We start from the raw sequence: 21346 nt of genomic DNA, 5'->3' as shown, positions 1-21346 counted from the left end.
GGATAAAAGATGTTGTCCATCCCGCAGCGCGCGGATGCTGTGCTAGAAGTCAATCTGGCGGCAATTCAGGCAAATTTCAAGACCGTATCGGTCATGGTCGGACCACATGTAAGGGTGGCCGCAGTCGTGAAAAATGATGCCTACGGGCTCGGTATTATTGAGGTCACAAGGGCGTTGGCCGCCGCCGGATGCGATTTATTTTTCGCTGGAGATCTCCACGAAGCGATGGCCATAAGAAGTTCCAAGATAGGCGCGACGGTTGCGGTTCTCTGCGATCAATTTACAACGTTGAGGAAATACTATAGATCCAGCCGCATTACACCTGTGGTGAATAATCCCAGTGAACTGGACGCTATTAGCGCTGCGGGCGAGCCGGAAACATATTTTCTCAATGTGGAAACCGGTTTCTCTCGCTTCGGGCTTACTTCTGACGACGTACGCAGACATTATCTTTCCGGCACTTTTAAGCGGCACCCCCCCTCTGTCGTCCTCAGTCACCTCGCTTGTAGCAATCGCGTTGCCGACGCAATGAATGTGTTGCAGAGTAATCGCTTTCGGGCGATCTCCAATCTGCTTAAACCTGCCCGTTGCAGTCTAGCGGCATCCGCCGGTGTTTGGCTCGGGAAGAATTTTCATTTCGATATCGTCCGGGTGGGTTCAGCGCTTTTTGGTCTCAACAACGCCGGCATTCAACCGAACCCTCTTCTGCCCGTCGTAAAACTTCAGGCAAATATACTCGATGTGCGCAATGTGCCCAAGGGCGAGGCGGTCGGTTATGGCGCGACATTTCGTACGGTTCGAGACAGCCGCATAGCGATCTTGGGCATCGGTTACAAGCATGGCCTTCCATGGGCCTGCGGAAACAAGATATCCGCCCGGTTTGCTGGATATTCGGCTCCTCTGGTCGGAAGAACGTCGATGGACTCCACCGCGATTGATATAACGGACATTCCTGAGGCAGTTTGTCTTCCGACCGTCTCGGTCGAATTGCTGGGTGAGAGTTTCACCGTGAATGATCTCGCAGCGGCCGCTGACGCTTATGCTCCGGAAGTGCTTATGCGCGTCGCCGCCGGTTGCGCAAGACGATACTTGAATGTGCCCTCTGCACTGATCGTCAAGAGCCAATAACCCCAGCTAAGCTGGGGGTTTGAAGGGGAACGGCCATAGGCGGTTATAAGGGATTCTGGGACAAGTGATGGGACCGTTATGAGGATGCTAGCTTGAGTTGCATCTGGTCCAACTGCCTGTCCGCCAATTCCTGGTTCCTGATGTAGGATCGTCTCCTCATCCCGCCCGACGGTCGAGACGAAGTAGCCCCTCGCCCAGAATTTGTGCCCCAGGAAATTGCGCAGCTTGCGTTCCACTTCTGCGCAATCCAGATCGAGCTTTTCCCCTTCAGATACCCGATAACCTCCGCCACCGAGTATTTCGGTGGAATCGATATCAGCATGTGCACATGGTCGGGCATCATCGCCATCCTCATAACCGGCGGCAATCATCTTCATGCGGAAGCCGATCATATAGACGACCTGGTCCGGGCAGCGCGGATCATCGATGCAGCGTGCCAGAGGCTCAGCCACCCGCAGCCCGCTTCTCCACCTTGGCCAGAGCCAGAACGCTACTGTTGGACGACAGCATGCCGCCGTCGAAACGGGCGACGACGGACTTGCCTCCGACAGATGACAAACCGCTCAGCGGCAGCGTAGGATCGTTTATGGCGGGTGTGGTCTCTGGAAATGATTAGGATTGGCGCGATGATGCCAACCGGCTGCGTTCCGATCCGATCTTCAAGATGGCCCAGGATGCACCCCCTTCGGGTCGGGATCTGGCGTCGCAATCGACAATGTGCCGGCTGGAGAACCTGCCCGGCGTGCGGGAAGTGGTCCCGATGGACCGGGCGATGGTTGATCTTTACTGTGCCTCCGTCCGGCAGATTCCGAAGCGGATCGTGCTCGACATCGACGACACCTTTGATGCCGTGCACGGCGGCCAGCAGCTTCGTCTGTTCAATGCCCATCACCACGAGTACGGCTTCCAGCCGATCGTGGTGTTCGACCGCGATGGCCGCTTCGTCGGTGCGGTCCTGCGACCGGCGAGGCGGCCGAGTGGGGCAGAAATCCGCCCCCAACTGCGCCGCCCGGTGCGGGCGATCCGGAGCAACTGGCCGAACACCCGGATCCTGATCCGGGCTGACAGCCACTATTGCAGTCCACAGGTCATCGACTGGTGCCGCGCCAACGGTATCGACTTCATCCTCGGCGTGGCGCCCACCACGACCTTGCGCAAGCATGTCGCGGAGCTGGAGACCCGCACGATGGCGCGCTTTGAAGAGTCGGCTAAGACGGGCAAGGTCCGCCGCTGCACGGAGTTCCTGGATGGGACCGCCAGCTGGAGCCGCGTGGAACGCATCAGCGCGCGGGTCGAGGTCGGCGCCCAAGGTGCCGATACCCACTTCATCGTCACCAACCTTGCCGGTGGCAAGGCCAAGGCGCTCTACGAGGGTGTCTACGGCCGGCGCGGCCGAGAACCACATCAGGTCCTGGAAGACGCATCTCGCTGACGATCGCACCTCCTGCGCAAGAGCGACGGCCAACCAGTTCCGGCTGTTCCTGCATGCCGGCGCCTACTGACTAATCTAGGGCCTGCGCGCCGCGATGCCGAAACGATCGAGCTTTGCCGTGGCCCAATTCGACACGTTGCGATTGCGCCTCATCAAGATCGCCGCGCGTGGTCGAGATGAAGACCCAAATTCGCCTGCACCTGCCGACATCCTGCCCGAACCAGCGCATCCTGCGCATCGTCCTGCGTCGGATCCCGCAACTCGCGACATAAACGATGGGGCGCAGACGCCCCGAACGAACCGCTGACCGCCGCAAAACCCCGCCTGCCATCGCCGACGGATCAACCCGGCGCCCGACGAGGCTTGTCAAAACGTACCGCAATGGTGACCAGGGCGCCGCCTCAGGCCGTCGAAAGCTCACCGCCGTGCAACAAGCGGGCCAGGTGTTTGATCCCTGGCTTTGATGGTGCGATCTTTTCCGCCGAATGGAAGGATGCACTATGGGACAAGTTCTGCACGGCCGCGCCCAACTCGACACCGTTACGCCGCAAGATGCCGCTCACCGTCGCGGGGGACGCCGCCGATGCCGTCGCGCTCGAGCACGCCGGCGATGTTGCGCTCCGCCAGCCCGGCCACGCCGCACGAAACCGCGCGATCAATTTGTGCCCGCAGGTTCGCCCGATCCCGAAGCGACGGCACAGCGCGCTCACATTCGCCCCCTGCGCCAGCCCCAACCTCACAAACTCTTCCGTCTGGCTCATCACGCTCCTGGCCTCGAGTTGCACCCCGAACCTCCCCGCGCAAAACGCACGAAACTGTTCGCAATGTCCCCAGTCCATACATGAAGGTCATTCGACGTTGATGAGACGCTGGTTGATGTAATGCTGGGAGCTACACCTTCAGGTCATCTCGGGATAAAGGCCCAGAAGCTCGTCAATCAGGTCGGCAAATTTTTGCTCCGGAGGAGTCAGCGAGCTCAAGTTGGAAGAGATGAGGTAGACATCCGCGCCGAGCGGCTCATCGAACAGCCGCAACGGCCACAGTCGCCCCTGGGCCACGTCATCATGGGCGGCGAGAACGGGCAAAAGGCCAATGCCCAGACCCGATATCAGCATGCGGCGCACCTCGTTGAGGTCGTGGCTCCATCCGCTAACCCGACGTCCGAGACCAAGGCCCTCTCGCAGAAAGATCATCGGCTCGAATCCGCTCCCATCATTGGTGCAATCGAAGGCAATGAAGGGCTCTTGTTGAAGCCTGCGGACATCTACCTCCTGAACTCCGAATAGAGGGTGCTCGGCGCCACAAAATATGCCAAAATCCTCGCGGAATAAGTGACGGCATCGTAGCGTCGGCATTTTTTTTGTCAAAAGACAGATGCCGATGCCAGCCTCGTCCATTGAAATCTGTCGCACGATGTCGAGCGAGGTTTTGATATCGATATGGCATGTGACCGACGGGTATCGCTGGTGGTATAGCCGGAGTGCTTCGTCTACGAGCGTGGACTGTAGCCGAGTAACCATGCTGAGTTTCAGCTCTCCGAACTCGTCATCGCTCCCGTCGAGAGAGAGGATGCCGATTCGGTCAACGCACCGGGACATCTCGGAACATTCCTGATAGATCTGTTCGCCACGCAATGTCAGCGCAAAATGGCGAGGCTCGCGGAAGACGAGCTTGCAGTCGAGTTGATCTTCGAGTTTTTGCAGCGCAAGGCTCACGCAGGGCGGGCTCATGTGAAGACGTTTTGCGGCGCCCGTGATGCTCCTCTCTTCAGCGATGGTGCAAAAACTGCGCAGGAGATCCCAGCTCACGTTTTGGCCCCTAGATTGCCCAAGAGGGCGCTTGGTTTGTCTCCTGGGCATTCACACCCACCCCGCCATTGAAAAGGTGTGCAACATGGCCGGGGGATGCCAATTCCGAAGCAGCGCATGTGGGCGACATGCAGGATTCGATTTATCAAGCTTGAGTAACTGTGTCCGGCAGTCATTGCGGCTATAGCAAAAGTAGAGTGGACGCTGAGCCCCGGCATCGAGTTAATCTCCAGGACGAACGGCTGGCCGGCGCGATCGATCCGGAGGTCGACGCGGGCATAGTCCCGGCACTGGCACGCACGGAAGGATGCAACCGAAATATCCTGCAGCAAAGTCGCAAGGCCGCTCCCAATTTCCGCCGGGCAAACTTTCGGCCGACTCGCGGCCGCCTGGTACTTCGCTTCCCAAGTATAAAGACCCGTTTCGCCGAGGTCGATCTCCACCGATGGAAATACATCGAGCTTTCCGTTTCCAAGCAGCGCGACGCAGATTTCACGACCGTCGATGTATTCTTCCACAAGCGCATCCTGCGCATACTGCGCGACAATCGCTTCCACAGCCCGACTCAACTGAGCGGGCTCGTGCACGAGCTGTAATCCGCAGCTATCGTCTTCGTGGCGCGGCTTCACTACCACTGGGAAGCGCAGGTCCCCGGTACTCTCGCTGCCGCGACGCATGACCCGAAAGTTCGGCGTCGGGACGCCGCAATCGCGGAAGAGCCTTTTGGCGATGACCTTATCATCCGCCAGCCCATGCCCGAGCGGAGTCGATCCGGTGTACGGAACGCCAGCCATCTCCAGCATGGACGGAACATGGCCATAATAGCATTCGCCCTGAATTCCGTACGCCATATTGAAAACCATTCCCGAGGGGCGGGCCAGCGGATCGGGTGGCATGAACTGCTCGAGAGTACTGAACAGTCCTTTATCGCCTTCGCACAGCAGGGTCTCGTGGCCGCCCTCTTGCAGTGCCGCCACCACGTTGTCGAATGTCTCGCGGTCGTAAAACCCCGGACGAGGCCGACCGAATCGGTTGATTACGCCTGTATGATCATGGTTCCAAACTACGGCAACCCGCATGAGCTACTCCTTGGATTTTCCCGCTATCAGTCCATTGGCCCGGATTACTCCTGATTGATTTGATGGCTAAACTCCGCGCCTTCCCGGCCCAATGCAATCGGCGTGCCACTGACGATAGTGTGAAAACAAAGGGGAAGCCTGTTTTTCGCGCCGGGCTGTGTAATACTGGCGGCTCAGTGTGTCGTATCTCAGACAAAGACCTCTTCAATTGGACGGTCGCATTGCGCGCAAACGGCTTGCAAAACTCCAAATTGGCATCCCCCGTAATGCGCGACGGTCAGCGTTCGCCCGGGCGGAGCTGGTTAGGGTTGCGCAGTCCGGGCGGGCGCGGATCGCGCTTGGCAACTGATGGGGTGATCAAGCGGTTCTTAAAGCGCCAGGATGGATGATCTCGAAATGATGGGTGAGACAGTCGAGGAGCCGTCGCCGACGCCATTCTCGACCGGATCGTGCACAACGCCCAACGCATCGTGCTCCAAGCGATAGCATGTGGAAGCAAAAGACCGCACTCCTCTTGACCCGCGCCGAAAACACCAAAATCGATCAACCAAGGCCGGCCGCACCGCCGCATGGTTTATCAGCTAGAGCGCGTGCTGTTTAATTGGTTCATAACCGGCTGCTGAAGTAGTTGGCGCATTCGTTCGGGGTGAACAGGTCGGGGACCGTGCCGACGGCGTTCCAAAGCGCGGCGATTGTCCGTTCGGCCTTTGCGCGCAGAAGTGCCTTGAGCCTGGCAAAGGTCGATGGGATTGAAATCGGGAACTGTAGGGCGGCAGGTAGAGCAGGCTCGCGCCGACGGCCTCGATCGCGTCGCGCACGCCTGCGGCCTTATGGGCAGGCAGGTTGATGGGGTTGTCTAATCGCTGCTGGGGCGTCAAGCATAATTCGTTGAGCTGCCGGGTGCATGGTTGTCTTCGCGGTCGACATTAGCCGCCGCATCATGGAGCTTCGCGGGTCGAACCTCCAATGTGGACGACGCACTTCGCTGAGTCGGCGGTGCAACCCCATCACCGGAATGGCTCGGCTCACGTCCCGGCAGGGGAACCTTAAGCGTTCAGGTTCTGAAGCTATTCGCATTTATGCGGGGGCTCCAGGATTCGGGTTAAAGAGCTCGCCGGTCTTAAGCGCATCGTATGCATTATAACCGCCAGTTTGCGCGCCACAGACACGGCAGCTCTTTTGAAGCCGATCCTCTCCCGGAGCTGCAGACCCCACGTGCGCAGAGTGCTGTCGATTGAGCTGCGCGTCAGAATGACCGCCGCCGCTTCGTAGAGAAGCCCCCGCAAATGGCGATCGCCACGTCGGGATATATGGCCGTCGTAATCGACTTCTCCGGATTGGTAGCGGCGTGTCGCCAGGCCGATCCACGCGCCAACCGATCGGGATTTCCTGAGTTGTCCGGCTCCTCAACGGCTGTGATGAAGGAGGTTGCGGTGATGGCACCGATGCCGGAAATCGACATGAGGATGCGGCAAGCCTGACTCTGCCGCGCGTCCCGGACCAACTGGCGTCCGAGTTCGGCGGCGCGGATGCGAATGCCACGCCAGGCTTCCAGTATCGGAAGCACGTTCGATGCAGTCCGTCCTGATCGGCAAGAAGGCTTGGGACGTTCTTCTCGAAGGTGCTTTCCTTTCCTGCGGGAACGAGCAGACCAAAGGTTTTCATGACACCGCGATCTGGTTGGAAAGCTCGGTAGTGACTCGAACCAACCGCGTGCGCGCTGCGACAAGCGTGCGGTCAGCATGCTGTCGAATCCCTTCACGCGGACCTCAGGAAAGAACCCGACTTCCGCTAGCTGCGCCAGACCATCGGCGTCGTTCGCGTCCGTCTTGTTCGCCGCCTTAGCATGGCACGCATCGATGCAGATCGCCGGCAACCCCTGGGGTGCGCAGAGAATGATAGAACCATACCGACAGCGGTCCGGTCTCGAACACCACACACTTCACGGTTGGCGCCCGCTTGCGGATGAGCTCGGCGATGATGCTGGGATCAGATGCGCACTTGCCTCGCCAGATCCGTTGACCTGCTCGGCCGATCGAGACTGCCGTCTCTTTCATCGACAGTAGAGTAGGCGGTAAGCGCCCCGCCGCCTTTCAGCGGCCGGTTTCCCACCGCCTCTCCCCGAACCGGGCATGCGCCTTTCGTTACGCACCCAGCTCTCCAGAAGACGTGGCAAAGTCAGGCATATCCCTCCATGCGAAGACGGAAGCGGCAAACGGGGGTCCAGGCGAGCATATGCTGCTTGACCGTTGGAGGCTACGCCCTGCCAGGCGTGACGCAGCACACGCAGATCACCCAAGCCCACATTTCTCGCCACGCGTCTTCGGGATTTGCCTTAGTCCACTGATAGAGTTTGCGCTGAACGCCGAGTACCAAGGCCTCGTCGGCCCGGTGACCCTGCCGCCGCGGCATCCGTTCGCCGATCTTTGCCCGCGCAATCCATCGTATCGCGCTCGATACCCCAGCCCCGAACCGCGCCGCAGCCTGCCGTGCCGACATGCCTTCGTCCAACCTTCACCACACGCGACCGAGGGTCGCCGCTCAGTGCCTTTCCCATCGTCCACCTCCGTTGAGACGGATGTTGAATTACCAGCGGGCAGTTCAGTCACATCGCATTCGACTCATCGAAAGGGAATCGTGCTCTAGCTTTCGGCTCTATTTGCAACTACCAATTGTTGTAGTTGCAAATAGATAACCCTGATTTCACTTTCAGAGAGGTAGCAACTTAAGGATACACACCCGATGATGTCTCGCGCCACCCCCACAACGCCCGCTTCTGAAGCTCTTCGGGCCGACTACAAGTCCAAAACCTGGAACGGCATTTCTGTCTATTATACCGACAACTTAGATGGCGGCGGCCTCGAATTCGCTGACGATTACCGTGATCTTTTCAATCGCTTCAAAAACAAACCTCGCTTCCAGCGTATGTTCGAATGGTGCAGTGGCCCTGGATTTATCGGATATTCGATGTTGGCTTGCGACATTTCTGAGCATCTTTGTCTAGCGGACTTCTATCTTCCTGCAATTGACGCCGCAAAATATACCGCATGCCAAAATGATATCGAAGATCGTGTGACAATTTATCATGGCGACGGACTTCTGGCGTTGCCAGATTCTGAGAAGTTTGATCTCGTCGTTGGCAATCCGCCCCACTATGTTGAGCGCAATATGAACAACCTTGATACGGAGCCGCGTATATATGTGGACGATAAGTGGCTTTTGCATCGTGATTTTTTTTCGGGAATTCGCAAGCATCTTGAGCGCGATGGCCTCATCGTTTTGATTGAAAATGGCAGAGGCTCACATATCGACACTTTCAGACCTATGATCGAATCGTCGGGGCTTAAGATATCTGGATGGCAGTGGTCGCAGCGATCTAATTTCCTCTATTATCTATTCATCATGCGCGACGATTCAAAAGTGCAGCTGCACACACGCACTCAGGGCAACGATTCTGAACTAAGCTTTGCGTGATATCGCGTCGAGGCGACGATTTTCGCGGCAGGCGAGCCGGTCACCCGAGAGACGCTCGCGCGCATCGTCGCCAGAAACCGCGCGCGGCTTCCTACCAAGGCGGCACGGCGCACTCCTCTGAAGCCGTTCGCCCCAGATCAAGGCAATGCTGTCGACGGAATCGCCGGATGATGTACTCTCCGACGACCACATTGCCTTCAGGCTCAAGGAAATCGGCAGCGATATTGCGCGTCGCACTGTTACGAAATATCGCGAAGCGATGAACATTCCCCCTCGGTACAACGCCGCCGGCAAATGCGCGCGTCAGCCTGATTGCGATCGGGATCAACGGGCGCGGCCGATGTGGTCGCCATGGAGGTGCTCTCCTCAGCTCCAGTTGCTGAGATACTGCTATCGCGCGCAGTGACCCGTTGAACCTGTTTCAGTTTATACCGACGCAGGAACGGTGCGAGGGTACGGGGTTGGCAATCCGGCTTCGGCATTCGGGCGTTAGCCCGTCTTCCAGGCCAAGGGTCTTATGTCTTTTACGTCCGGCTTATGGCGGGGATTTTAGGATCGACAACTTCATCGCGCGCGCGAAAGAGGGGACATAGGCCGCCGCCATATCCTTGCGGATGTGGCCGGCATTCTCGGTCGAGCGATCGCGGGTACATGGAATATCCTTAACCCAGAGGTCATAGCCGGCCGCTTCCTTTCAGCGGGCGAACTCTTCGTGCAGCCGCTTCGTGAAGCGATCTCACGCCACACGTTAATTCGCCTCGACGAATCGGAAATGGGTCCTACGACAGAGTTGTTGATGGCCAGCTTTGGTGGCGATGCCTCTGCGCTCGGGGCGGTGGGCGTAGCGCTCCATCAGATTGGAAATTGTACCGCATTTCGGGGCGCCAGGAGCAACCTGCCGGACACACAATAGGAATGGCGCGGAAACAGGACGGCAAGATGCCCGCAGTTCGAACCCAGGCAGCGAGGAACGGCGCCCGGCACTGCGGGGCATCAGGCCTCAAGAACGAGGTCGGATAGGGGCACGGCCTGGCAAGCCAGACACACGCCCTCCTCCAATTCCGGTTCTGTGATCAGATGCCGGACGCGACCTTGCAGGACCCTAACCGCACAGCTTTCACACTGCCCGACGCGGCAGCCGCTGGGCAGTTGCTCGCCCTTCTTCTCCGCAAAGTCCAAAAGCGAACCTGAGTCCGGTTGCCATCGCAATGTTCGGCCAGATCGGGAAAAGCGGATGTCGCACGCAACGGACTCACTGGTCAGCGGCCTGGTCGGCGCGCGGAACCGCTCGGAAAATATTTCGAATTTGGGCACCTTGCGAGCTAACAGGTCTTTGGCGACCTCATCCATCATCTCATTGCCCGCGCACAGATAAAACCGTGGCCGGCGCAGGAGCAAGCTTTCAGGTATCTCATCGACGGTGAACCTACCTCTTCGAGAATCTCCAACAGGCTCCGCCGGCCGACTTAGATAATTCACGACATGGAGATTACTCAGGCGGCGCGCGTGATGGCAGATACGTGCGTGGAACGGCCGAGATTGGGCATCGCGGCAGGTATAGTAGAGAGTAACTTCGGGCTCGCCGGGGGCTCCGGTCAGGCTTTCCAGGAGCGACAGAAAGGCGTTATGCCGATGCCTGCCGCGATCAAAACCACGGGGAATTCGTTGATGAGTGGCAAGATAAAGTTGCCAGCCGGAGGCTTCAGAGAGATCACGTCACCCTTTTTGACGACGGATGTGACGTAGTCAGAAACTGGGCCGTCCAAGATTCGCGTGACCGCGATAGAGTAAGAATGCGGACTCTCGCTGCTGCCGCCGATCAAGGAATAGCAGCGCTCGTTGCCATCGAACCTGATTGCCACATGCTGGCCAGGTTTGAACCCGGACAGGGGCAGTCCGTCGACAGATTTGAACTCGAGGGAAACGATCTCGTTTGCTTCGGCTCGCCGGGAAACAACCTGGAAATCGCGCACCGCCCGCTTGGGGGAACTCCGAACAAGCTCAATGCTGCAGGCAAGCGAGCGCATTGGTAGCGAGCCGCTGATTGGGTCCCGGTCACGCTCCGGCACCAACGCGTTGTAGTTCGCACCTTCACCGTCTGCTTCTAGACCATACCCCGGCAACCCGAGATCCGGCGCAGACTGCCACCAGCCATAATCGCTAACCACGACGTCTGGGGCAAGGCCGTCATCCAGCGAAGCTTTCAAGACGATCGATCCAATGCGCGTCGAAACGCGAACCTGATCTCCCTGATCAATGCCGTAAGCTGCGGCCAGATCGGGATGCATTTCCACCAGCGGCTCTGGCCGTTTCCGTCTCAGGGACGACATGCCGCGGTCTTGGCTGTGGCGGAAGTAGCCGCTGCTGGCAGCCATCAGCACCAGGGGAAAAGACTGATCACCGCTGTCAGGAGACGGCACGAATTCTGGAACTGGACCATAGCCGTGACGCAACAATTTCTCCGAATAGAGTTCGGCCCGGCCCGTCTCGGTCGGAAACCCTTGCTCACGGTATTTTTGATAGCGTCGCGCGATCGGGACCCTCACCCCTTGCGGGTTCGCGCGCAGCGTCTCGAGGTCCAAATTGAGCGGGGCGAGCTGATATTTCCAGGCAGCTTCGATGTCTCCATCGAAGAATAGCTCGCCCATTCCGAGCCTTTTCGCCAACTCGAAAACGATCCAAACGTCTGATCTGGTGTCTCCTTGGCGAGGGACCATTTGTTGGCGCAACTGAACAAGTTCCTGTGCCTCGAAGGATATCTCGAAGCCTATTCGAAGTGCCTCGTATTCCCAGGGCGTTGAGACGGGAAGCAGGATATCGGCAAAGTCCGAGGTTGGATTGTGGAACAAATCGCAATGTACGTAGAAGTCCAGGTCTTGCAGCGCTTGCTTGCCGCGTCCCGGCGCGGGATGCGAGACAAGAAGGTTGGTTCCGAAGGTTACGAGCGCTTCAACTCCATACGGTCGGCGATCGATGATGGCATCATAAAGGTCGGTGGACGTCATCCAGCCATTAAGCGGCGGGCCAAGCGGGCGATCGGCCAATCCCAGTGCCTTGGCGCGTTGCTCTTCCGGCATCAAAGCCATGCTGTGCAGAACCGGCGTCGGCAGTGGCGTTATCTGGACATTCCCCCCCTCTACATCGAAGGATCCGGTAAGCGCGTAAAGCGTGGCAATCGCCCGCTCGGTTTGAGTGGCGTTTCGATGCTGTCCGGTGCCGGTCCAGGTGTGGTAACTGATTTTTTTCGCAGAGCCGAGCGCCTGCGCGAATGCCGCGAACGTGGTTGATGCAACGCCCGTTAGTCGTTCCACCGTGTCCGGATCGAATGGCGTCACCGCATCGCGGTAGAGGTCAAAGGCTGTGCGGCACAGAACCTTTCCGGTCTTCGTCGCGACGACATGGGACGCAGATAGTGCGGCCGACTTCGATTTGAGCGCCGCTGGCAGCAACCCCTCGGTTTCGTCATCCCACACCAGGTAGTCTTGCTCACATTTTACCGCGTCGTCGTGCAAGAGATCACGCGAGCGCAGAAATCTGGCGTTGTCCGACCTGACAAGAAATGGAGCATTCGTCCAATCGCGCACAAAATCCCAATCGAACGCCACGCGTTCAATAAGCTCTCTGGCGAGCCCCATCGCCAAAGCAGCGTCGGTCCCAGGCCGAACCTGCAACCAATGATCGGCGCGGCCGGCAAAGGGTGTGCGACGAGGGTCGATGACGGCAAGCTCCGCTCCCCGCGCCTGCGCAGCCGCGATAGCTTCCGCCTGCGCGAGCCAGACATTTGAAGGATTGTGTCCCCACAACAGAATAAGCTCGGAATTGGGATAGTCGGCAGCGGGGATTCCTGATCCAAAAGTGAAGGCATGAGCGTAATCTTTGTGCCAGGTGCAAATCTCCGCCGCGTAGCACAGATTTGGACTGCCGAACCCGCGGATCAATCGCAGGATCCAATCGGTGCTGTCCGACAACGGGGATGACGATCCCGAGGTTACCGCGAAGGCGACGGACTCCGGACCGCCTCGGGCAACATGGCCCTTCAACCGATCAGCGATCTCATCGAGTGCTTCGTCCCAAGAAACCTCCACCCACTGCGGATCTGAGTCGCTCTTCGGTGTCGTGCGCCGGAGCGGCGCCGTAAGACGCCTTGAATTGTGGACAACTTCTGGTGCCGATCGCCCCTTGAGGCATATTGCCTTTCCGGTCGGATGATCGGGATTTGGCACCACCTTTTTGAGCCAGCCGTCTTCGACGATATTGATGGTGCCACACCGTGACTTACACAGCGTACAAAAACCGACTTTTTCTTCCATCATGGTAGGCGGGTCTCCGAACGTCGTGCGACCATCGCCGGCAACAAGAGAGCAGGGCGAACCGCGGCTTCACGACTATCGCGTAGCGACCGACGGTCCGATCTTTTCGAGCACAAAAATCAACGCGATCATCAAAGCCATCTGAACCGTCGAGGCCGGCAACGACCACCTGCTCCGCGCCGAAACTGGATTGGCTAACCACATGGATCGGTAGTGTGGCCAATCCTGGCCCGACCAGGAAGAGCGTCGCGTTCACCTCTCCGACGAAGACCACGAAAGCAAAGATCGCGCCGGCTGCGTCCACCGTTTTGGATACTGGGCATCGTCACGAGAATGAAAGCGCGAAATCGGCTCGCTCCGAGGTGCTTCAGTATTCTCGTAAGATAGGGCTCCGCGTGGTGGCGGTCGTGCGCGGCGAGGATATCGCCGCGGATGCGAGAAAGCTCGGCGCCCACCGCCACATCGACGCGAACAAGGAAAACGCGGCCGACGACTGAACGGCATGGGCGGAGTGAAAGCCATCCTTGCGACGACTGGCAATTCAGCGGTGGTCATCGCGCTGATGCATGCGCTTGCGCCGGAGGGGCGTCTGATCGTGCTCAGCGTCGGCAAGGATCCGCTACCCGCCTCGACGGGGATATCTGGTGGGCGCCGAACGTGGCATTATCGGCTCGATTACGGGATCGCCGCTCGAAAAAGAGAAGACACTGGATTTCAGCGTTCTGACGGGAGTGCGATCAATGATCGAAACCATGCCGCTGAAGCGAGCCGCGGAAGCGGTCCAAAAAATGAGGTCCGGCGACGTGAAGTTTCGGATAGTCCTGGCGATAGGAGACCAATCCAATGCGCATCAATGATGACCTGACGAAGCCGGTAATCGTTCACGCCGCAAGGCTCGACTGGATGCCAAGTCCCGCCCCGGGCGTCGAGCGCCGCATGCTCTATCGCGTTGGCGGCGAAGTCGCCCGGGCGACTTCGATCGTTCGCTACGCTCCCGGGAGTGCCTTTCCGCGCCATGTCCATGCCGGCGGCGAAGAAATTCTCGTACTGGAGGGCACCTTCCAGGACGAGCATGGTGACTATCCGGCGGGAACCTATTTCCGCAACCCGCCAGGCACCTCGCACGTGCCAGCGGCGGAAGATGGCTGCACGATCTTTGTCCGTCTCTGGCAATTCCGGAAGGGCGACGACGTGCAGATCGTCCGCCGGCCCGGCGAGGGTGAAGCAGCAACGCTGCGCGAGGGGGCCAAAGAAGCCCGTGTCCTGTTCGACGACGGTGAGGAGCGTGTCTCAACCGAGGTTTGGCGGCCCGGCTCCGCCATAAAGGCCCAAAATCTCCGGGGTCTCGAGTTCCTCGTGCTGTCGGGCCGCCTCGCCGTCGGGGGCGAGCAATTGGAACCGCAGAGTTGGGGTCGCTTGCCTGTGGGCGAGCCGCTCGAGGCGATGACTGGGCCGAACGGCGCGCAGATCTGGATCAAGGACGCCCCTCTTCAGCACGCTGACGTGTTCCCGATGCCAGGTTGATGCCTGCGGCGGGATGTTTATCCGCCGGAAGGTCAACGTTGCGGCTGCATTTCGGAACTGCATTTGAGCAATTTACCGGCAAGGGGTTTTAGCGTCCCATTTCCATGGCAAGCTTCAGGAAACCGTCGATGTAGGAGGTCGTCTCCTCGCCGCGCCGCACACCTAGGTTGATGCTCTTCCGGATGCCGCTATCTCCCAGGCGCAACGCGCATATCGGCAGTCCGGATGCATCCTCCTGCAGGAGCCAATCGGGAAGAACCGTCACGCCCCTGCCAGCGCATACCAGTTGCAGCATCAGGTCGATGGTTTCAGCAGTGCGATGCTGACCGGGTCTGCAGTTCGCCGGAACAAGGAATCGGGTGTAGATGTCCAGGCGCTCCAACGTGACGGGCACCGTAATCAACTCTTCGTCCAGAAGGTCTTGCGGCTGCACGCGTGTTCGCCCGGCGAGTGGATGCGCCTCGTGCACCATGAGCACTAGCTCGTAATCAAAGACGGGAGTGAACAGTAACTCCGGTGTCTCCACCGGATCCGGCGTTATCAACAGGTCAATCTCATAACCCAGTAGCGCCTCAACCCCGTCGAAGCGGAAGGCGGTACGCACGTCGAAGTCAACGTCTGGCCACTGTATCAGATACGGAGTTGCAATTCTGGTCAGCCATCGCTGGCAGGGATGACACTCCATGCCGACGCGAAGCGCTCCCCTCCTCCCCAGCGCGAAGTCCGTCAGAACACGCTGCGCGTGCTCCATCTGCGGCAAGACCCGCTCGGCAACGCTCAGCAGGTACTCGCCCGCCTGCGTCAACCGCAGGCCTCTTCCGGTCTTCATCCAGATCTTGATGCCGTGCCGTTCTTCGAACTTGGCGATCGTATGGCTCAAGGCCGACTGGGTGACGTTCAGCTTCTCCGCAGCCGCGGTCACGCTGCCTCTACGGCTTACCTCCCTCAGGATCGCAAGATGCTGCCGATCAATCATTATGATCCACGCTCATCACTAAATGAAATCATACCATTTCCGCTCATAATGCAATCCCGTTAACCTTCCGTCAATCAGCCCTGCCGAGGGCCGACCCAACACCAAGGAAGGAACCGCTGTGACGAAGCTGGCACTTGCCCATCAACTCCGTCCGGAGCATGCGCGGGCCGCGTCGATTTTCGACGAGGTTGTCGATCGCAAGAACAGCAACTCCATGAAATGGGCCTGCGCCAGCAAGCTGCTGGCGCCGGACGAAGCTGCCGCCAATCCCTTGCCGATGTGGGTGGCCGACACCGACTTCAAGGCGCCTCAAGCCGTCATCGATGCGCTCCGTGCGGCAATCGATCATGGCGTCTTCGGCTATCCGGGCGGCGCGACCGCGTCCTACGTTGACGCTGTCGTCGGCTGGCAGCAGCGACGGTTCGGTTGGGACGTCGCCAAGGAATGGATCCTCCAGACATCCGGCATCATCACCACGCTGAAGACCGCGGTGCAGGCTTTCTCAGCGCCGGGCGACACCGTTTTGATCCAGCCGCCGGTCTACGCGCATTTCCACAACGATGTCCTGTTGAACGGCCGCCACCTGGCCTATGCGCCGCTCGAATTCACAGGCGATGGCTACCGCTTCAACGAGAGGGCTTTCGAGGCCGCCATCCGCGCCAACACGAAGATCTTTATCCTGAGCCATCCGCACAATCCCACCGGAAACGTCTGGTCCGAAAGTGAACTGCGGTCCATGGGCGAAATCTGCGCCCGCAACGGTGTCTTGGTCATTTCCGATGAAATCCACGAGGATCTCATTCTCGACCCGGCCAAAAAGCACATCCCGTTCGCCTCGCTCGGCGAAGCGTTCGCCCAAAACAGCATCACCTGCACGGCGCCGAGCAAGACATTCAACCTGCCCGGTCTGCAGAGCGCCAATGTCTTCGTTCCGAACACGAGATTGCGGGAAGAGCTGCGCCGACAGTACGAGCGTAACGTCTTCGAGCTGGTCAACCTGTTGGGGATGGTTGCCGCCGAAGCCGCCTATGCTCACGGCGAGCCGTGGCTGGAGGACATGCTGGCCTATGTGCGGGCCAATCACGCGCACTTCGCCAAGGCGATCAACGATGCGGATCCACGCCTCAAGGTCCTTCCGACCGATTCCCTCTACCTGGCGTGGATGGATTGCCGCGGTCTCGGAATGGATGCCGAAGCCCTGAACAGATTCATGCTGACCAAGGCGCGCGTCTGGCTCGACAAGGGCCAGAAGTTCGGGATCGAGGGGCACGGGTTCATGCGCGTCAATCTCGGCTGCGCGCGCTCGGTCGTCGACGAGGCGATCGGGCGCATAACCGCCGCCGTCGCCGAGGTTTAAGGACGATCGGATGTCGCAAACGATCGAAGAGCGCCTGAATGAACTCGGGATCGAATTGCCGGCAGCGGCAAAGTCCGTAGCGAACTACCTCCCGGCGGCTGAGACCGGAAGCATCGTTCTCACGTCGGGCCAGTTGCCGCTCGCCGCCGGCGAATTGACTGCGAAAGGTCTGCTCGCAAGGGAGCTCGACGTGGCGGCCGGTACGCTCGCCGCGAAACAGTGTGCCTTGAACATCCTCGCCCAAGTAAAGGCCTGTCTTGGCAGCCTCGAGAGGATCGCCAGGATCGTCAAGATCACCGTCTTTGTCGCCTCGGCTGCAGATTTCACCGAGCAACATCTCGTCGCCAACGGCGCCTCTGATCTTCTCGTCGCCGTCTTTGGCGAAAAGGGCAGGCACGCTCGCTCCGCCGTCGGTGTAGCGGCGCTTCCGATGAATGCGCCCGTCGAAATCGAAGCCATCATCGAGATTACTCCAGAACAATAAGCGTCTTCGGTCCGACAAGGCCGAACAAGTGGGAACTCAACCGATCCGAGGGGCGGAGAATTGGGCAAAAAAAGCCACCGCTGCCGGATCACAACCGGGAGAATGAAAATGAAAATGACAATCGCTCTTGCCACGATTGCAGCGGCAACGCTGACGGCCGGTATCGCTTCGGCCGGCACGATGGCCGACGTTCAAGCGCGTGGTAAGCTGAATTGCGGTGTGACCGGCGGTCAGGCCGGCTTCTCCGCTCCGGATGCGTCCGGGGCCTGGCATGGCATGGACGTGGACTACTGCCGGGCTGTCGCGGCTGCGGTCCTGAAAGACCCCAATGCGGTGACCTTCGTTCCCACGACTGGGCAAACGCGGTTCACGGCGCTTGCCTCCGGCGAGATCGACATTCTGTCCCGCACCACGACCTGGACATTTTCGCGCGATGTGGACCTGAAGTTCACTTTCGCGGGTGTGAACTACTACGACGGTCAGGCTTTCATGGTGCCGAAATCTCTCGGCGCGAAGAGCGCAAAGGATCTGAACGGCGCCACGGTTTGCATTCAGACCGGGACGACCACCGAGCTGAACCTTGCGGAATATTTCCGCAAGAACAACATGAAATATGATCCGGTCCCCGTCGAGAACAATGGCGACGTCCAGCAGAAATATCTTGCCGGTGCCTGTGATGTGATTACGAGTGACGGGTCCGATCTTGCATCAACCCGGTCGAGCTTCAAGGACCCGCAGGACCACATCATTCTTCCGGAAGTCATCTCGAAGGAACCGTTGGGTCCGCTTGTCCGCCAGGGCGACGACCAGTGGGCCGACGTGGCGCGCTGGACCTTGAACGCGCTCCTTGCGGCTGAGGAGCTCGACATAACGTCCGAGAACGTGGAGAAGCTGTCCGCGGGCACGGACAATCCCGAAGTCAATCGCCTGCTGGGCAAAGAGGACAAGCTGGGCGAAATGCTGGGGCTGGACCCGGCTTGGGCCAAACGGGCAATCGCGTCCGTTGGCAACTACGGCGAAATTTTCGCCAGGAATGTTGGCGACAAAACCTCGATTGGTTTGGCCCGCGGCCAGAACGCTCTGTGGACGCAAGGCGGTCTGATGTATCCGCTGCCGTTCCGTTGAAAACTTCTTCTCGAGGCGCGGGCTTACTCCCGCGCCTTTCGTTTTCCGGCAAATCATAGCCCAAACACTAATCGTACGCCGAAGGTAGCACAGCGAACCTTTAGGGAGATCACTCATGGCAGTGAAAAGCGCGGCTTCCCGCGAGCCCTTTCACCTGAGCATGCTCTTCAATGACACTCGTTACAGAGCCCGATCGATCCAGGTCATCGCGTTCATCCTGCTTGTCCTTGCGGCTGCCTGGCTCGTCGACAACACAATCCACAATCTGGCTGCCCTTGGAAAGAACTTCTCGTTTGGATTTCTCTGGAGCACGGCAGGTTATGACATCTCGCCGCACGCCATCGAGTATTCGAGCACGAGCACCCACGCTCGTGCCGCCGTCGTCGGTTTGTTGAACACGCTGATCGTTGCCGCAATGGCCTGCGTCACCGCAACTGTGCTCGGCGTCTTGGCGGGCGTGCTCAGACTTTCCAACAACTGGATCGTCGCTCGTCTGATGACCGTCTATGTGGAGAGCTTCCGCAACGTGCCGGCCCTGCTTTGGATCGTCGTTGTCGCAGCGATCATGTCGGAGGCCATGCCGACGCCCAGCGCATTCCGCGGCGAGAATCCCACGGCTTCCATGATGCTGTGGGGCAGTGTCGCTGTCACAAACCGCGGCATCTATCTGCCAGTTCCCGATTTCTCCCGCAGCCTGGGCGCATTCGGCGAGCTTGACCTGAACTACACAGCAATCCTTGGCACGGTCGCCCTTTCGCTTGTCCTCCACCGGAGCCTCGTCAAACGCGCTCAAAGCATCCAAAGTGCGAGCGGACAGCGTCCGGCGACCTGGTGGAAGACCCTGCTCGTTTTCGCGCTGCCAATGATCACTCTGCTTTACGCGCTGGGTTTCCATCTTGAGTATCCCGCCCTGAAGGGGCTGAACTTCACTGGTGGCCTGTTGCTGCGCAATTCCTTCATTGCGCTCTGGATCGGGCTCAGTGTCTATAGCGGCGCCTTCATCGCCGAAAACGTTCGCTCCGGAATTCTTGCTATTTCCAGCGGGCAGACGGAAGCCGCTCATGCGCTTGGGCTTTCTCCAAGTCGTACGATGCGGCTTGTGATCCTGCCGCAGGCTTTGCGGATCATCGTACCTCCGCTCATTTCGCAATACCTCGACATCACCAAGAACACGTCGCTGGGCCTGGCGGTCGGCTACATGGATCTGCGCTCAACGCTCGGCGGCATCACCATCAACCAGACGGGTCGAGAACTGGAGGCAATGCTGCTGATGACGCTGATCTACGTCAGCATCAGCCTGATCATCTCGGGCGTCATGAACCTCTACAACAGTCGCGTCAGGCTGCAGGAGCGCTAAGATGAACCTGCACAACGTATCCTGGGTGCGCCAGGAGATGGTTCTCCCCTCAGCAAGGCCTACAGGCCAAAATGGTCCGCTGAAGTGGATAAGGAAGAATCTCTTCGACGGCTGGCTCAGCACGTTCCTGACCGTGGCGTCGGTAACCGCAATCGTATGGCTCGCCATGGCCATCGCCCCTTGGCTAGGCAATTCCATCTGGAAAGCCAACTCGCTCACCGAATGCCGGCAACTCCTCGACGGAGCGCCAGGCGCCTGCTGGGGCGTCATCCGCGACCGCTGGCCGCAACTTCTGTTCGGCTTCTATCCTGCGCAGCTTTATTGGCGGCCGGTTCTCGCCTTCGCGCTGCTGTTCGCGGCGCTGGCGCCGGTTCTGTTCCGTGTCCTGCCGCCTCGCGCGCTCTGGTTCAGCGCAGCCTACCCGGGCATTGCGTGTTGGCTGATCTGGGGCGGAAGCTTTTGGCTCCCGGTTGCGGTCTACCTCGGTTTCGCTGTCGCCGCTGGTCTGTTCGCGCCGACAGCGCGTATCAGTCAAGGGCTTGCCGTGAGCGTTGCCATCCTCGGCGCGGCAGTTTGGTGGATTTATGCTGTCCAGCCTTTTTCGTCAGGCGTAAATAGCGTCATTCCGTTCGCTCTCGAGGCCGTCCCGTCGCGCGAGATCGGCGGGTTTCTGCTGTCGATTATCATCGGCGTGACGGGGATCGCCATGTCATTGCCGCTCGGGATCCTGCTCGCGCTTGGCCGTCGCTCCAGTCTGCCGCTCATCCAGATGCTCAGCGTCGTGTTCATCGAATTCATTCGCGGCGTGCCGCTGATCACGCTGCTGTTCACCGCATCGCTGCTGTTGAACTACTTCCTGCCGCCCGGCACCAACTTCGACCTCGTTCTGCGCGTCGTGATCATGGTGACGCTCTTTGCCAGCGCCTACATGGCCGAGGTCATCCGCGGCGGCTTGGCGGGCCTGCCACGCGGCCAGTATGAGGCCGCGGAAGCTCTGGGCCTGGATTACTGGAAGGCCCAGCGCCTCATCATCCTGCCGCAGGCTCTCAGGATCTCAATTCCCGGGATCGTGAATACTTTCATCGGTCTCTTCAAGGACACGACACTTGTCATGTTCATTGGGCTTCTCGATCCAATCGCTCTTGCCGCGGCCATCCGCGCCAACACGGAGTGGCAAGGCATCTACTGGGAACTCTTCATCTTCATCGCAGCTGTGTTCTTCATCTTCTGCTTCGGCATGTCGCGCTACTCGATGCATCTCGAGCGCCGGCTGAAGACGGACCATCGTTAGG

The 21346-nt window shown here is 59.2% G+C and carries 16 protein-coding genes and 7 pseudogenes; 12 read left to right on the top strand and 11 right to left on the bottom strand.

All coding sequences use genetic code 11. The annotated features are described in order from the left end of the window. Positions 1 to 9 precede the first annotated feature (9 nt). Complete coding sequence (alr, locus tag ABID26_RS31350; protein ID WP_354417535.1) at positions 10 to 1128, top strand: alanine racemase; 1119 nt, start codon at positions 10 to 12, stop codon at positions 1126 to 1128. Positions 1129 to 1204: 76 nt separating this feature from the next. On the opposite strand, the pseudogene tnpA reads toward alr, so the two are convergent. After that, positions 1205 to 1471: pseudogene (tnpA, locus tag ABID26_RS31345) on the bottom strand (IS200/IS605 family transposase); the annotation flags it as partial. Then, positions 1464 to 1716, bottom strand: a pseudogene (locus tag ABID26_RS31340) (transposase); the annotation flags it as partial. The pseudogenes ABID26_RS31340 and tnpA, both read right to left, overlap by 8 nt. Before the next feature lie 37 nt (positions 1717 to 1753). Between ABID26_RS31340 and ABID26_RS31335 the strand changes: the two are divergent. After that, a pseudogene (locus ABID26_RS31335) lies at positions 1754 to 2832 on the top strand (IS1380 family transposase); the annotation flags it as partial. 268 nt (positions 2833 to 3100) lie between these two features. Here ABID26_RS31335 and ABID26_RS31330 read toward each other — a convergent pair. The 6 genes and pseudogenes from ABID26_RS31330 to ABID26_RS31305 form a co-directional block, all read right to left on the bottom strand. Further along, positions 3101 to 3259 (bottom strand): hypothetical protein, encoded by a 159-nt coding sequence (locus tag ABID26_RS31330; RefSeq protein ID WP_354417533.1) that lies wholly within the window; start codon positions 3257 to 3259, stop codon positions 3101 to 3103. A 200-nt stretch (positions 3260 to 3459) separates the two neighbouring features. Beyond that, positions 3460 to 4368 carry a LysR family transcriptional regulator gene (locus tag ABID26_RS31325; protein WP_354417531.1) on the bottom strand — a complete coding sequence of 303 codons (909 nt, stop codon included), beginning with the start codon at positions 4366 to 4368 and terminating at the stop codon, positions 3460 to 3462. Next, complete coding sequence (locus tag ABID26_RS31320; protein WP_354417529.1) at positions 4365 to 5447, bottom strand: D-alanine--D-alanine ligase family protein; 1083 nt, start codon at positions 5445 to 5447, stop codon at positions 4365 to 4367. The genes ABID26_RS31325 and ABID26_RS31320 overlap by 4 nt, the downstream gene beginning before the upstream one ends. A gap of 581 nt (positions 5448 to 6028) precedes the next feature. Further along, positions 6029 to 6292: pseudogene (locus tag ABID26_RS31315) on the bottom strand (transposase); the annotation flags it as partial. 232 nt (positions 6293 to 6524) lie between these two features. Next, a pseudogene (locus tag ABID26_RS31310) lies at positions 6525 to 7504 on the bottom strand (IS110 family RNA-guided transposase). 316 nt (positions 7505 to 7820) lie between these two features. Then, a pseudogene (locus tag ABID26_RS31305) lies at positions 7821 to 8004 on the bottom strand (IS630 family transposase); the annotation flags it as partial. Positions 8005 to 8189: 185 nt separating this feature from the next. On the opposite strand from ABID26_RS31305, the gene ABID26_RS31300 reads away from it, so the two are divergent. Both ABID26_RS31300 and ABID26_RS31295 read left to right on the top strand, forming a co-directional pair. Further along, the gene (locus tag ABID26_RS31300; RefSeq protein ID WP_354417527.1) at positions 8190 to 8921 is read left to right on the top strand and encodes a methyltransferase; all 732 of its coding nucleotides are present in this window, start codon (positions 8190 to 8192) and stop codon (positions 8919 to 8921) included. Positions 8922 to 9010: 89 nt separating this feature from the next. Continuing rightward, positions 9011 to 9233, top strand: a pseudogene (locus ABID26_RS31295) (RNA polymerase factor sigma-54); the annotation flags it as partial. Between the two features lie 681 nt (positions 9234 to 9914). Here ABID26_RS31295 and ABID26_RS31290 read toward each other — a convergent pair. Continuing rightward, positions 9915 to 10271 carry a 2Fe-2S iron-sulfur cluster-binding protein gene (locus tag ABID26_RS31290; protein ID WP_354417551.1) on the bottom strand — a complete coding sequence of 119 codons (357 nt, stop codon included), beginning with the start codon at positions 10269 to 10271 and terminating at the stop codon, positions 9915 to 9917. 245 nt (positions 10272 to 10516) lie between these two features. After that, the gene (locus ABID26_RS31285; protein WP_354417526.1) at positions 10517 to 13234 is read right to left on the bottom strand and encodes a molybdopterin-dependent oxidoreductase; all 2718 of its coding nucleotides are present in this window, start codon (positions 13232 to 13234) and stop codon (positions 10517 to 10519) included. 212 nt (positions 13235 to 13446) lie between these two features. Here ABID26_RS31285 and ABID26_RS31280 point away from each other — a divergent pair, with 212 nt between their 5' ends. The 3 genes from ABID26_RS31280 to ABID26_RS31270 all read left to right on the top strand — a co-directional run bounded on the left by ABID26_RS31280 (position 13447) and on the right by ABID26_RS31270 (position 14755). Further along, complete coding sequence (locus ABID26_RS31280) at positions 13447 to 13728, top strand: hypothetical protein (protein ID WP_354417524.1); 282 nt, start codon at positions 13447 to 13449, stop codon at positions 13726 to 13728. 147 nt (positions 13729 to 13875) lie between these two features. After that, entirely contained in the window at positions 13876 to 14088 is a 213-nt protein-coding gene (locus ABID26_RS31275) for a hypothetical protein (protein ID WP_354417522.1), read from the top strand. Then, complete coding sequence (locus ABID26_RS31270; protein ID WP_354417520.1) at positions 14075 to 14755, top strand: cupin domain-containing protein; 681 nt, start codon at positions 14075 to 14077, stop codon at positions 14753 to 14755. The genes ABID26_RS31275 and ABID26_RS31270 overlap by 14 nt, the downstream gene beginning before the upstream one ends. 88 nt (positions 14756 to 14843) lie before the next feature. Here the strand turns inward: ABID26_RS31270 and ABID26_RS31265 are convergent, their stop codons facing one another. Further along, positions 14844 to 15731: a LysR family transcriptional regulator gene (locus ABID26_RS31265; protein WP_354417518.1), complete on the bottom strand. Its 888-nt coding sequence runs from the start codon at positions 15729 to 15731 to the stop codon at positions 14844 to 14846. Between the two features lie 118 nt (positions 15732 to 15849). Between ABID26_RS31265 and ABID26_RS31260 the strand changes: the two genes are divergently transcribed. The 5 genes from ABID26_RS31260 to ABID26_RS31240 all read left to right on the top strand — a co-directional run bounded on the left by ABID26_RS31260 (position 15850) and on the right by ABID26_RS31240 (position 21345). Continuing rightward, positions 15850 to 17088 (top strand): MalY/PatB family protein, encoded by a 1239-nt coding sequence (locus ABID26_RS31260; protein WP_354417516.1) that lies wholly within the window; start codon positions 15850 to 15852, stop codon positions 17086 to 17088. A gap of 10 nt (positions 17089 to 17098) precedes the next feature. Beyond that, positions 17099 to 17572 carry a RidA family protein gene (locus ABID26_RS31255; protein ID WP_354417514.1) on the top strand — a complete coding sequence of 158 codons (474 nt, stop codon included), beginning with the start codon at positions 17099 to 17101 and terminating at the stop codon, positions 17570 to 17572. Positions 17573 to 17680: 108 nt separating this feature from the next. Next, entirely contained in the window at positions 17681 to 18697 is a 1017-nt protein-coding gene (locus tag ABID26_RS31250; RefSeq protein WP_354417513.1) for an amino acid ABC transporter substrate-binding protein, read from the top strand. A 115-nt stretch (positions 18698 to 18812) separates the two neighbouring features. Then, entirely contained in the window at positions 18813 to 20054 is a 1242-nt protein-coding gene (locus tag ABID26_RS31245) for an amino acid ABC transporter permease (protein ID WP_354417511.1), read from the top strand. 1 nt (position 20055) lies between these two features. Then, positions 20056 to 21345, top strand: a complete 1290-nt coding sequence (locus ABID26_RS31240; protein ID WP_354417509.1) for an amino acid ABC transporter permease — start codon at positions 20056 to 20058, stop codon at positions 21343 to 21345. Position 21346: the final 1 nt, after the last annotated feature.

Source organism: Mesorhizobium shonense (genome assembly GCF_040545255.1).
GTDB lineage: Bacteria > Pseudomonadota > Alphaproteobacteria > Rhizobiales > Rhizobiaceae > Mesorhizobium > Mesorhizobium shonense.
Note: the sequence above shows the minus strand (reverse complement) of the source record. Positions and strands in the feature narration are given on the sequence as shown.